Consider the following 14,474-nt stretch of genomic DNA (forward strand, 5'->3'; position numbering starts at 1 on the left):
ACGTCTGGTCTTCGTCGGCCGCGCGGACACCCAGGTGAAGGTTCGCGGGTTCCGGATCGAGCCCGCCGAGATCGAAGCGGTGCTGTCGGGCCACGACCAGGTGGCGCGGGCGGCGGTGATCGTCCGCGAGGACCAGGGGGACAAGCGCCTGGTGGCATACGTCGTCCCGGCCAACGGCACGGTGGACGCCGCCGAACTGCGGACGTACACCGGCACCCTGCTCCCGGACTACATGGTGCCCGCGGCGGTGGTGACCGTCCCCGAGTTCCCCCTGACCCGCAGCGGCAAGCTCGACCGCGCCGCGCTGCCCGCCCCGGACTTCGCCGGCCTGGTCGGACGCCGGGAGCCGCGCACCGCGACCGAGGAAGCGCTGTGCGACCTGTTCGCGAAGGTCCTGAAGCTGGACCGCGTCGGCGTGGCGGACAGCTTCTTCGACCTCGGCGGCGACTCGATCATGTCGATGCAGCTCGTCGCCCACGCCCGCCGCGCGGGCGTGCTGATCAGCGCGCGCGACGTCTTCGAGGCCAAGACCCCGGAAGCCCTGGCGGCCGGAGCCGACGCGAAGGTCTCCGCCGAGCGGGCGGCCGTCCCCGCCGCCGAGCCCACCGGCCCGGTACCGCTGACGCCCGTGATGCGGAGCGCCGCGCGCCGCACCGGGCTGCCCGGCCGGTTCTCCCAGTGGATGGCGGTGACCGTCCCGCCCGCCCTGGATCTGGCGGCGCTGCGCACCGCCTTGCGGGCCGTGGTGGAGCGGCACGATGCGCTCCGGTCGCGGCTGGTCTGCCCCGACACCGGCGACGTCGGCACGTGGCGGCTGGAGATCGCCGACGCGGCCGACGTGACCGGATGGGTGACCCGCGTGGACGCGCCGACCGGGGACGCGGACGAGCTGGCGGCCGTCCAGGGCCGCGCCGCGACGCCGCGGCTGGACCCGCGCGCCGGCGTGACGATGCAGGCGGTGTGGCTCGATCGCGGCACGTCGCCGGGCCGGCTGGTCGTCGTGGCGCATCACCTGGTGGTCGACGGGGTGTCGTGGCGGGTGCTGCTGGCGGATCTCCAGGCGGCCTACGAGGCGGTCGCGGCCGGACGGGACCCGGCGCCGGACGAAACCGGAACATCGTTCCGGCACTGGAGCGGCGTCCTGAACGACCAGGCGGTGAGCCCGGCCCGGGTGGCGGAACTGCCGCTGTGGGAGGCGATGCTGACCGACGCCGGACCGGGCGTGGCCGACCGCGCGCTCGACCCGACGCGGGACACGGCGGGCGGGCGGAGGCGGCTGTCGGTGCCGGTCCCGGCCGAGGTGACCGAGACGCTGCTGACGCGGGTCCCGCAGGCGTTCCACGCCGGGATCAACGACGTGCTGCTGGCGGGCGCGGCGGCGGCGGTCGCCGCGTGGCGGTCGCGCCGGGGCCTCCCGGCCGGGGCGGTGCTGGTGGAGGTGGAGCGGCACGGCCGGGAGGCGCTCGCCGACGGCATGGACCTGTCGCGGACGGTCGGCTGGTTCACCAGCGCGCATCCGGTGCGGCTCGACCCCGGCACGAGCGCGTTCGAGCAGATCCGCTCCGGCGGGGCCGCCGCCGGACGGCTCGTCAAGCGGATCAAGGAGCAGGTCCGGGCGGTGCCGGGGGACGGCCTCGGCTACGGGATGCTCCGCCACCTGAACCCCGAGACCGGTCCGGTGCTCGCCGCGCTGCCCGCGCCGGAGATCGCCTTCAACTACCTCGGGCGCTTCACCGCCGGGGCCGGCACCGGCTGGACGCCGACGGGCCTCGGCAACGACGCCGATCCGGACGTCCCGGCGGCGCACGCCCTGGAGTTGGGCGGGGTGGTCGAGGACGGCCCGTCCGGTCCGGTGCTGCGGCTGTCGCTGGTGTGGCCCGGGGAGTTGCTGCCGGAGGACGCGGTCGCGAGCCTGGCGGACGAGTGGGCCGCGATGCTGACCGGCCTCGCCGCGCACGTTGCCGTCCCCGACGCGGGCGGACACACCCCGTCCGACTTCCCGCTGGTGACGCTCGGCCAGGAACAAGTCGAGGAACTGGAGCGCCTGCGGCCCGGCCTGGCCGACATCTGGCCGCTGTCCCCGCTCCAAGAAGGCCTGCTGTTCCACGCCCTCTACGACCGTCAGGCCGTGGACGTCTACGAGGGTCAGGGCGTCCTCGACCTGAAGGGGCCGCTGAACGCCGAGGTGCTGCGGGCGTCCGGCCAGGCGCTGCTGGACCGGCATCCCAGCCTGCGGGCGAGCTTCCACCAGCCCGCCGGGGCCGCGCAGCCGGTGCAGGTGATCGCCCGGCACGTCGCGCTGCCGTGGCGGGTGGCGGACGTGGCGGGCTCCGTCGGCGAGGCCGAACGCGTCGCGGCCGAGGAACTGGGCCGCCGGTTCGACCCGGCCGAGCCGCCGCTGCTGCGGTTCCTGCTGATCCGCGTGGCTCCCGACCACCACCGGCTGGTGCTCACCAACCACCACATCCTGCTGGACGGCTGGTCGCTGCCGATCCTGCTCCGCGAACTGTTCGCCGTCTACTCCGCCGGAGGCCACGCCGCCGGCCTGCCGCCCGCGCCGTCCTACCGCGACCATCTCCGCTGGCTGGCGCGGCAGGACGGCGCGGACGCCCGGCGGGCCTGGGCGCGGGAACTCGCCGGCCTGGACGAGCCGACGCTCGTCGCGGCGGTCGATCCGGGCCGGGAACCGGTCGTGCCGGACGTGGTGCTCGCCGAGCTGCCCGCGCCGCTGACCGCCGGGCTGCGCGCGCTGGCGCGCCGGAGCGAGGTGACGCTGAACACGCTGGTGCAGGCCGCGTGGGGCGTCCTGGTCGGGCGGCTGACCGGACGCCGGGACGTGGTGTTCGGCGCCGTCGTGGCGGGGCGTCCGCCCGAGCTGCCCGGGGCCGAGGACATGCTCGGGCTGTTCATCAACACCGTCCCGATCCGCGTCTCGCTCGACCCGCGCCACACCGTCACCGAAGTGCTCACCGGCCTCCAGGAACGGCAGGCCGCGCTGCTCCCGCACCAGTACCTCGGCCTCGCCGAGATCCGGCGCCTCGCCGGGCCGGCCGCGACGTTCGACACGCTCGTCGCCTACGAGAACTTCCCGCAGCAGCCGACCCGGACGGCGGACGGCGCGGACGGCGGGCTGGAGATCGGCCTCGTCGGCGGGCGGGACGTCGCGCACTACCCGCTCGTCCTCGCGATCCTGCCCGGCGAGCCGCTGCGGCTGCGGCTGACCTACCGGCCCGACCTGTTCGACCGGGAGACGGTCACCGCGCTCGCCGCCCGGATGGAACACCTTTTGGCGCGGATGGTCGCCGAGCCTTCCGCGCCGGTGGGCCGGATCCCGGTCGTGCGTCCCGACGAGCGGGCGCGGGTGGTCACGGAATGGAATGACACCGCCGTTCCGGTTCCGTCGGCGACCTTGGCGGGCCTGTTCGAGGCGCAGGCGGCGGAAAACCCGGACGCGATCGCCATCGTTTCCGGCGACGAGGAATGGTCGTACGCGTCGGTGAACGCGGCGGCGAATCGCCTCGCGTGGCATTTGGCGGATCGCGGCGTGGGCCCGGAGCAGCGGGTCGCTCTGCTACTTCCCCGGTCGCCCGAAATGGTGATCGCGGTGTTGGCGGTCGCGAAGACGGGCGCCGCGTACGTTCCCGTGGATCCGGACTACCCGGAGGCACGGATCGCCTACACCTTGGCCGACGCGGCACCGGCTCTGGTGGTGTGCACTGCGGAGACACGTGGTCAGGCCGCAGGTCCGGTCGTGGTTCTGGAGGATGTGGCCGAAGGCCGTTCCGACGATCTGGGCGAACGCGCCCAGCCTGATCACCCCGCGTACGTGATCTACACGTCGGGTTCGACGGGCCGTCCCAAGGGCGTCGTCGTTCCGCAGCGGAATGTGGTGTCGCTGATCATGGCGGCCGGAGAACGGTTCGGCTTAGGCCGCGATGATGTGTGGAGCCTGTTCCATTCCTATGCGTTCGACTTCTCGGTGTGGGAAATGTGGGGCGCGCTGCTGCTCGGCGGCCGTCTGGTGGTCGTCCCGTTCGAGGTGACGCGTTCCCCGCGCGACTTCCTGAACCTTGCGGCGGACACCGGCGTGACGGTGCTCAGTCAGACGCCGTCGGCGTTCTACCAGCTCATGCAGGCCGACCAAGAAGGCCCGCCCGCCGACCTCGCGATCCGGTACGTGGTGTTCGGCGGTGAAGCGCTCGATCCTGCTCGGTTGGACGGCTGGTATTCCCGGCGTCCGTCGGGTGGGGTGTTGGTCAACATGTACGGGATCACCGAAACGACCGTCCACGTCACCCATCTCAGCCTGACCCCGGAATCGGCCGCCGCCGCAGGCTCGGCCAGCGTGATCGGCGCGCCCCTGGACAACACGCGCGTGCTGGTCCTGGACCAGTTCCTGCAACCGGTCCCGGCGGGTGTGACCGGCGAACTGTACGTCGCCGGGGCCGGGTTGGCGCGTGGGTACCTGAACCGTCCGGCGCTGACGGGCGAGCGTTTCGTGGCGTGCCCGTACGGTGCGTCCGGCGAACGCATGTACCGGACCGGAGACCTCGGCCGGTGGACGCGCGACGGCAGCCTGGTCTACGCGGGCCGGGCGGACGCGCAGGTGAAGATCCGGGGCTTCCGGATCGAACCGGCGGAGATCGAGACGGCCCTGCTCGGCCATGCGGAGGTCGCGCAGGCGGCGGTCGTCGTCCGCGAGGACCAGCCCGGCGATCGCCGTCTGGTCGCCTACATCGTGGCCTCCAACGCGGACCCGGCCGATGTCCGGGCGTACGCGACGGGCGTCCTCCCGCAGCACATGGTCCCGGCGGCGGTCGTCCCCATCGACGGCCTCCCGCTCACCCCGAGCGGGAAACTCGACAAGGCCGCGCTCCCCGCCCCCGACTACACCGCCGCCACGTCCGACCGGCAGCCCCGCACCCCGGTCGAAGAGATTCTGTGCGGCCTGTTCGGTGAAGTACTGGGCCTGGACCGCGTCGGCGTCGATGACAGCTTCTTCGCGCTCGGCGGAGACTCGCTGTTGGCGATGCGGCTGATCGCCCGGATCCGGACGGTCCTGGACACCGACCTGCCGATCCGCGCCCTGTTCACCGCCCCCACCCCCGCCGCGATGGCCGACTACGCCGACGCGAACCGCGACGGGACGGCCCGCGCCGAGCTGGTCGCGAAGGACCGGCCCGACGTCGTTCCGTTGTCGTTCGGTCAGGCGCGGATGTGGTTCCTGAACCGTCTCGGGGAACGCACCGGGGACGACAACATGCCGTGGGCCATGCGCCTGTCCGGCGAACTGGACCGGGCGGCTCTGCAAGCGGCGCTGAACGACGTGGCGGACCGGCACGAGTCCCTGCGCACGGTCTTCCCCGACGTGGACGGCGTCCCGGTCCAGCGGATCCTGGCAGGGCCGGACGGGCGTCCCGAGCTGGCGGTCACGCCGGTCGGCGCGGACGACCTGGGCGAGGCCCTGGGCGCGGCGGCGCGGCGCGGGTTCGACGTCGCGCGGGACCTGCCGTGGCGGGCGCACCTGTTCGTCCTCGGCGAGAACGAGTACGCGCTGCTGCTCGTCGTGCATCACATCGCCGGCGACGGCTGGTCGATGGGCGTCCTCGCCCGTGACCTGTCGACGGCGTACGCGGCCCGCCGCGCCGGCCGCGCGCCGGACTGGGCGCCGCTGCCGGTGCAGTACGCGGATTTCGCCGTGTGGCAGCGCGACGTCCTCGGCGGCGAGGACGACCCGGACAGCGTGATCTCCGGGCAGCTCGCCCACTGGCGCGACGCGCTGGCCGAACTGCCGCCGGAGCTGACGCTGCCGACCGACCGGCCGCGTCCCGCCGTGGCGAGCCACCGGGGCGGCTCGGTGCCCGTCCGCGTCGGCCCCGGGACGCACGCCCGGCTGGCCGAGGTGGCGCGGGAACGCCAGGCGACGGTGTTCATGGTCGTGCAGGCCGCGCTCGCGATGCTGCTGTCGCGGCTCGGCGCGGGTGAGGACGTCCCGATCGGCACGTCCACGGCCGGACGGTCGGACGCCGCGCTGGACGATCTGGTCGGCTTCTTCCTCAACACCCTCGTGCTCCGGACGGACGTCAGCGGCAACCCCACCTTCACCGAGGTCCTGGACCGGGTCCGCGAAACGGACCTGGCCGCGTTCTCCCACCAGGACGTCCCCTTCGAACGCCTGGTGGACGAGCTGAGTCCCGTCCGGTCGCTGGCCCGGCACCCCCTCTTCCAGATCATGCTCATGTTCCAGAACGCGCCGGACCAGGACGTGGAGTGGGCGCTGCCGGGCATGACCGTCGGCCCGGTCCGGTCCGGCGCGGAACTGGCGGCCAAGTTCGACCTCTCCGTCACCCTGGAGGAACTTCGGGCCCGCGACGGCTCCCCCGACGGCATCGCCGGGAGCCTCGGCTACGCCGCCGAACTGTTCGACCGGAAGACCGCCGAAGCCCTCGCGGCACGCCTCGAAAGAGTCCTGGACCAGGTGGCGGCGGACCCGGCGATCCGCGTCGGCCGGGTCGTGCTGCTCGCGGACGACGAGCCCGAGCAGGTGATCACCGGCTGGAACGCCACGGCCGCTCCGGTGCGGTTCGGAACGCTGACGGAGGCGTTCGCAGCCCAGGTGGCGCGGTCGCCGGGCGCGGTGGCGGTGGCCGGTGACATCACCTGGACATACGCCGAGCTGGACGCGGTGGCGAGCCGTATCGCTTCCGGCTTGACGGACGTCGGGCGGGTCGGTGTCCTGCTGGAGCGGTCGGCGTCGCTGGTGGCCGCGCTCGTCGGTTCTGTGAAAGCCGGTGCGGCGTACGTCCCGGTGGACCCCGGCTGGCCTGTCGCGCGGATCGAGCGGGTGCTGACCGAAGCCGGTGTGGCGGTCGTCGTGACCGAGCCGGGCTTGGCCGATCGGGTCCCGGCAGGGCTGCCGACGGTCATGGTCGACGAGCTGGCGGCAAGCGAAAGCAGCCCGTCGCAGGTGAGTGTCCGTCCGGACGACCTGGCCTATGTCATGTACACGTCGGGCTCGACGGGCGTCCCCAAGGGTGTCGCGGCGACGCATCGCGGTGTCTGCGGCTTGGCGCTCGACAGCGGTTGGGGCGTGGGGCCAGAAAGCCGGGTGCTGTTACACGCGCCCGTTGCGTTCGACGCCTCGACCTACGAAATCTGGGTGCCGCTGCTGGCGGGCGGTCAGGTCGTGGTGGCTCCGCCCGGCTCGCTGGACGCCGAGGTGCTGCGGGGGCTGATCGCCGAGCTCGAGCTGACGGCCGTCCATGTCACAGCGGGCCTGCTGGGCGCGCTGGCGCAGGAATCGCCGGACTGTTTCGCCGGGCTGGACGAGGTCCTGACCGGCGGCGATGTGGTGAGCGCGAGCGCTGTCGCCGCTGTGATGGAGGCGTGCCCGGACGTCGCGGTACGGCATCTGTACGGGCCGACCGAGGTCACGCTCTGCGCCACCACGCAGGTGACCGCGCCCGGTGCCGAGGTTCCGGCCGTCCTGCCGATCGGCTGCCCGCGCGACAACACGCGCGCGCTGGTCCTGGACGCGTTCTTGCAGCCGGTGCCCGCCGGGGTCGTGGGTGAGCTGTACGTCGCCGGGTCCGGCCTGGCGCGGGGCTATCTCGACCGGCCGGGCCTGAGCGCGGAGCGGTTCGTGGCGTGCCCGTACGGCGACGGCGAGCGGATGTACCGCACCGGCGACCTGGTCCGATGGGACGCCCAGGGACGCCTGATGTTCGTCGGCCGCGCGGACACGCAGGTGAAGATCCGGGGATTCCGGATCGAGCCCGCCGAGATCGAGTCCGCTCTCGCCCGGCACGAGCAGGTGGCGCAGGCCGCCGTGATCGTCCGCGAGGACCAAGGGGACAAGCGCCTGGTGGCGTACGTCGTCCCGGCCAACGGCGCCGTGAACACCGCCGCACTGCGGACGTACACCGGCACCGTCTTACCGGACTACATGGTCCCGGCCGCCGTGGTGCCCGTCCCCGAGTTCCCCCTGACCCGCAGCGGCAAGCTCGACCGCGCGGCGCTCCCCGCGCCCGACTTCGCCGCCCTGGTCAGAGGACGGGACCCGCGCACCGCGACCGAAGAGATCGTGTGCGGCCTGTTCGCCGAGACCCTCGGCCTGGACCGCGTCGGCGCCGACGACGGCTTCTTCGACCTCGGCGGCGACTCGCTGCTGGCGATGCGGCTGCTCGCCCGCGTCCGCGCGGTGCTGGAGACGGAGGTCGCGGTCCGCGTCCTCTTCACCGCGCCCACCCCGGCGGGCGTGGCCGCGTACGTCGACGCGCACCGCACCGGCCGCACCCCGGCCAGGCTGGTACGGGCGGAGCGGCCCGAGGAGGTGCCGCTGTCGTTCGGCCAGGCCCGGATGTGGTTCCTGAACCGCCTGGAGGACACCGGCGCCGTCTACAACATGCCGTGGGCCGTGCGCCTGTCCGGCGCCCTGGACCGGACGGCCCTGCAAGCGGCGCTGGACGACGTCGCCGACCGCCACGAGAGCCTGCGCACGATCTTCCCCGAGCGCGACGGCACGCCGATCCAGCACGTGCTGGACGGCCCGGACGGGCATCCGGCCCTGGCCGTCGCGCCGGTCGCCGAAGAAGACCTGGACGAAGCGCTCGGCACCGCGATGTGGCGCGGCTTCGACGTCGGCCGCGAGCTGCCGTGGCGCGCCCACCTGTTCGCGCTCGGCCCGGACGACCACGTGCTGCTCCTGGTGCTGCACCACATCGCGGGCGACGGCTGGTCGATGGGCGTCCTGGTGCGCGACCTGGCGGTCGCCTACGCCGCCCGCCGCGACGGCCGCGCCCCCGACCGGGCGCCGCTCCCCGTCCAGTACGCCGACTTCGCCCTCTGGCAGCGCGACGTCCTCGGCAGCGAGGACGACCCCGACAGCGTCATCTCCCGGCAGCTCGCCTACTGGCGCGACGCCCTGGCGGAGTTGCCGCCCGAACTCACGCTCCCCACCGACCGCGCCCGGCCCGCCGTGGCGAGTAGCCGGGGCGGCACGGTGCCCGTCCGCATCGCGCCCGAGACGCACGCGAGGCTGCTGGACGTGGCGCGGGAGAACAGGGCGACGGTGTTCATGGTCGTCCAAGCCGCGTTCACGGTGCTGCTGTCACGACTCGGCGCGGGCGAGGACGTCCCGATCGGCACGCCCGTGGCCGGACGCGGCGACGTGGCCCTGGACGACCTGGTCGGCTTCTTCCTCAACACCCTCGTGCTCCGCACCGACGTCAGCGGCGACCCCACGTTCAAGGAGATCCTGAACCGCGTCCGCGACACCGACCTGGCCGCCTACGACCACCAGGACGTCCCGTTCGAGCGCCTGGTCGAAGACCTCAGCCCCGAACGGTCGCTGGCCCGGCACCCGCTGTTCCAGGTCATGCTCGTCCTCCAGAACGCCCCGGCGGACGACGACCGGGGCCTGGCCGGGCTCACGGCGCGTCCGGCCGGGGCGGGCGGCGACCCCGCGGCCAAGTTCGACCTGTCGCTGACGCTCCAGGAACGGCACGCGGACGGCGCCCCCGCCGGTCTCGGCGGAAGCCTCGGCTACGCCATGGACCTGTTCGACCCAGAGACGGCCGAAAACGTGGCGGCGGCCCTGGTGCGGGTGCTCGACCAGGTGACCGCCGATCCCGGCACGCCGCTCAGCGCGGTGTCGGTGCTCAGCGCGGACGAACGCTCGCGGGTGGTGGAGCAGTGGAACGCCACGGCCGTACCGCCGGCCGGTGGGACGCTCGCCGACGCGTTCGCCGCGCAGGCCGCCCGCACCCCGGACGCGCCAGCCGTGACCGACGAGCAGGCCCGGCTGACCTACGCCGCTCTCGACGCCGCCGCCAACCGGCTCGCGCGGCACCTCATCGCGCGCGGCGTCGGCCCGGAGCAGACGGTCGCGCTGGCGGTTCCGCCGTCGGCGGACCTGGTCACGGCGGTGCTGGCGGTGCTGAAGGCGGGCGCGGCGTACGTCCCGGTGGACCCCGGCTACCCGGCCGCGCGGGTCGCGTCCATGCTCGCCGACGCCGACCCGGTGTGCGTGCTCACCACGTCAGCGGTGGGGCTCGCGCGGGAGCCGGTCGTCCTGGACGACCCGGCCGTCCGCCGGGCGATCGACGCGTGCGCCGCGCACGCCGTCACCGACGCGGACCGGACGGCCCGGCTCCTGCCGCGGCACCCCGCGTACGTGATCTACACGTCCGGGTCGACCGGGCGGCCGAAGGGCGTCGCCGTCGAGCACGCGTCCGCGGCGAACTACCTGGCGTACGCGGCGGAGGCGTACCCGAGCCTGCGGGACGGAGCGCTGCTGCACTCGTCGGTCTCGTTCGACCTGACGGTCACCGCGCTGCTCGGTCCGCTGCTCGCGGGCGGCTGCGTCCACGTCGCCGACCTGCGCGACGAGCGGACGACGCGCCTGGCCGCCGCGGCGCGCCGCCTGTTCCTCAAGGTGACGCCGAGCCACCTCGCCCTGCTGGACGAACTGGACCTGCCGACCTTCCCCGGCGACCTCGTGGTCGGCGGCGAGCAGCTCACGGGCGAGATGCTGACCAGGTGGCGGTCCCGGTTCACGCGCGTGGACGTGGTGAACGAGTACGGCCCGACCGAGGCGACGGTCGGGTGCGTGGAGCACCGCGTCGCGCCCGGCGACGACCTGCCGCCGGGCGTCGTCCCGATCGGCCGGCCGATCCGGAACATGCGGGTGCTCGTCCTGGACCGCTTCCTCCAGCCCGTCCCGGCCGGGGTGGTGGGCGAGCTGTACCTCGCCGGGACCGGCCTGGCGCGCGGCTACCTGAACCGTCCGGCGCCGACGGCGGAACGCTTCGTGGCCGGCCCCGACGGCGAGCGGATGTACCGTACCGGGGACCTCGGCCGGTGGACCCGCGACGGCCGCCTGGTCTACGCGGGCCGGGCGGACGCCCAGGTGAAGATCCGCGGGTTCCGGATCGAACCCGCCGAGGTCGAGACCGCGCTGCTCGGGCACGACGGCGTCGCGCGGGCCGCCGTGGTGGTGCGGGAGGACGAGCCCGGCGACCGGCGTCTCGTCGCCTACGTCGTCGCGTCCCGTGGCATCGACCCCGCGCGGGTCCGCGCCCATGCGGCGCGCGTCCTGCCGCAGCACATGGTGCCGACGGCGGTCGTGCCCGTCGACGCGTTCCCGCTCACCCCGAGCGGGAAGCTCGACGAGAAGGCCCTCCCGGCGCCCGGCCCCGGCGCGGGCGCCGCCGGACGGCCGCCCCGCACGCCGGTGGAGCAGATCGTCTGCGAACTCTTCGCCGACGTCCTGCGCGTGGAGCGGGTCGGCGCCGACGACGGGTTCTTCGCGCTGGGCGGCGACTCGCTGCTGGCGATGCGGCTGATCGCGCGCGTCCGGGCGGTGCTGGAGGTGGACGTCCCGGTCCGGGCGTTCTTCGCCGCGCCCACCCCGGCCGGGACGGCGACGCTCGTCGCGGCGCACCGGTCGGGCGGCGCGCGGGCGGCCCTGACGGCGGTGCAGCGGCCCGCGGTCGTGCCGCTGTCGTTCGGTCAGGCGCGGATGTGGTTCATCAACCGGCTGAACGCGCAGGACACCGTCTACAACATGCCGTGGTCGATGCACCTGTCCGGCGAGCTGGACGCCGAGGCGCTGCGGGCTGCGCTCGGCGACATCGCGGACCGGCACGAGAGCCTGCGCACGATCTTCCCCGACCTCGACGGGGTGCCCGTCCAGGAGATCGTGGACGGCCCGGCCGGACGTCCCGCGCTGGTGGTCACGCCGGTCGGCGCGGACGACCTGGACGCGGCCCTGGACGCGGCGGCGCGGCGCACGTTCGACGTCGGCCGGGAACTGCCGTGGCGGGCGCACCTGTTCGTCCTCGGCCCGGACGAGTACGTGTTGCTGCTGGTGGTGCACCACATCGCGAGCGACGGGTGGTCGATGGGCGTCCTCGCCCGCGACCTGTCGACGGCGTACACCGCGCGCCGCGCGGGCCACGCGCCCGAGTGGGCGCCGCTGCCCGTGCAGTACGCCGACTTCGCGCTCTGGCAGCGCGACGTGCTCGGCGGCGAGGACGACCCGGACAGCGTGATCTCGGGCCAGCTCGCCTTCTGGCGGGAGACGCTGGCGGAGCTGCCGCCGGAGCTGACGCTGCCGACCGACCGGCCCCGTCCGGCCGTCGTGAGCCGTCGCGGCGGGACGATCCCGGTGCGCATCGACGCCGCCGCGCACGCGCGGCTGGCCGAGATGGCGCGCGAGGGCCGCGTGACGGTGTTCATGGCGGTGCAGGCGGCGCTCGCGGTGCTGCTGTCGCGGCTCGGCGCGGGCGAGGACATCCCGATCGGCACGCCGGTCGCCGGACGTTCGGACGCCGCGCTGGACGACCTGGTCGGCTTCTTCCTCAACACCCTGGTCCTGCGCACCGACCTCAGCGGCAATCCCACCTTCACCGAAGTCCTGGACCGGGTCCGCGAAACGGACCTGGCGGCCTACTCCCACCAGGACATCCCCTTCGAACGCCTCGTGGACGACCTCAGCCCCGAACGGTCGCTGGCCCGGCACCCCCTCTTCCAGATCATCCTCGTCTTCCAGAACACCCAGACGGACGAACCGGCGGAACTGCCCGGGCTCGCCGCCCGGCCGCTCCGGGCCGGGACCGCCGAGATCGCGCGGTTCGACCTGGCCCTGGCGCTCGGCGAACGCTGGTCCGGCGACGGGACGCCCGCGGGCGTCCACGGCGCGCTGGAGTACGCCGCCGACCTCTTCGACCGGGAGACCGCCGAAGCGCTCGTCACCCGGCTGATGGACCTTCTGGACGCGGTGGCGGCCGATCCCGGCGTGCGGATCGGCGCGTTGAACGTCCTGGGCGCGGGGGAGCGCGCCCGGGTCGTCCGGGACTGGAACGCCACGGCGGCGCCGGTCGCGCACGGCACGCTGCCGGCGGCGCTCGCCGCCGTCGCGGCCCGGACGCCGGACGCCCCCGCCGTCACGGACGGGCGGGTCGCGTGGAGCCACGCGGAGCTGGACGAGGTGGCGGGGCGCATCGCGTCCGGCCTCGCCGGGGTGCGGCGGGTGGGCGTGCTGATGGAGCGGTCGGCGTGGCTGGTGGCCGCGCTCGTCGGTTCCGTGAAGGCGGGCGCGGCGTACGTCCCGGTGGACCCCGGCTGGCCCGCCGCTCGGATCGAGCGGGTGTTCGCCGAGGCCGACGTGGATCTGGTGGTGACCGAACCGGGCCTGGCCGACCAGGTGCCCGCCGGGCTGCCGGGCGTGCTGGTGGAGACGCTGGCCGCCAGCGCGGAGAGCCCTCTTCCGGTGGTGGAGCCGGACGATCTCGCCTACGTCATGTACACGTCCGGTTCGACCGGTGTGCCCAAGGGTGTGGCGGCGACGCATCGCGGCGTCTGCGGTCTGGCGCTCGACAGCGGATGGGGTCTCGGGCCGGAGAGCCGGGTTCTGTTGCACGCGCCCGTCGCGTTTGACGCCTCGACCTACGAGATCTGGGTGCCGCTGCTCGCGGGCGGCCAGGTCGTGGTCGCGCCTCCGGACCGGATCGACGCGACACTGCTGCGCTCGCTGATCGCTGAGTTCGCGTTGACGGCCGTCCATGTCACGGCGGGTTTGCTGGGTGCCTTCGCGCAGGAAGCTCCGGACTGCTTCGCTGGCCTGGACGAGGTGCTGACCGGCGGCGATGTCGTGAGCCGCGACGCTGTCGCCGCTGTGATGGCCGCGTGCCCGGACGTCGCGGTGCGGCATATGTACGGCCCGACCGAGGTCACGCTGTGCGCGACGACCCATCGCCTCGCGGCTGGAACCGAGGTTCCGTCCGTCCTGCCGATCGGCCGTCCGCGTGACAACATGCGCACGCTCGTCCTGGACGCCTACCTCCAGCCGGTGCCCGTGGGCGTCGCGGGTGAGCTGTACGTCGCCGGGTCCGGGCTCGCGCAGGGCTACCTCGACCGCCCGGGCCTGAGCGCGGAGCGGTTCGTCGCCTGCCCCTGGGGTGACGGCGAGCGGATGTACCGCACGGGCGACCTGGTCCGGTGGAACGCCGACGGGCAGTTGGTGTTCGTGGGCCGCGCGGACGCCCAGGTGAAGATCCGGGGCTACCGGATCGAGCCCGCCGAGATCGAAACCGTCCTGTCCCGGCACGAGCAGGTGGCGCGGGCGGCCGTGATCGCGCGCGAGGATCAGGGGGACAAGCGCCTGGTGGCGTACGTCGTCCCGGCCAACGGCGCCGTGGACGCCGCCGAGCTGCGCACCTTCACCGGCACGGTGCTGCCGGACTACATGGTCCCGGCCGCCGTCGTCGCGCTGGAAGCCCTCCCGCTCACCCCCAGCGGCAAGCTCGACCGCGCCGCCCTGCCCGCCCCCGACTTCGCCGGGCTCGTCACGGGCCGCGAGCCGCGCACCGCGACCGAGGAGATCCTGTGCGGCCTGTTCGCCGACGTCCTCGGCCTGGAGCGGGTCGGCGTGGACGACGGCTTCTTCGACCTCGGCGGCGACTCGATCATGT

General features: G+C 74.2%; 1 protein-coding gene (running past one end of the window). It reads left to right on the plus strand.

Features of this window, described 5'->3' with window-relative positions; genetic code table 11:
• The coding region annotated (locus tag GQ466_RS16045; RefSeq protein ID WP_161103622.1) for a non-ribosomal peptide synthase/polyketide synthase crosses the window boundary (this coding region is incomplete at its 3' end): on the plus strand, positions 1-14,474 show 14,474 of its 16,972 nt. 2,498 nt of the annotated region lie to the left of the window's left edge.

Source organism: Actinomadura rayongensis, from assembly GCF_009831215.1.
In the GTDB taxonomy this organism is placed as follows: domain Bacteria; phylum Actinomycetota; class Actinomycetes; order Streptosporangiales; family Streptosporangiaceae; genus Spirillospora; species Spirillospora rayongensis.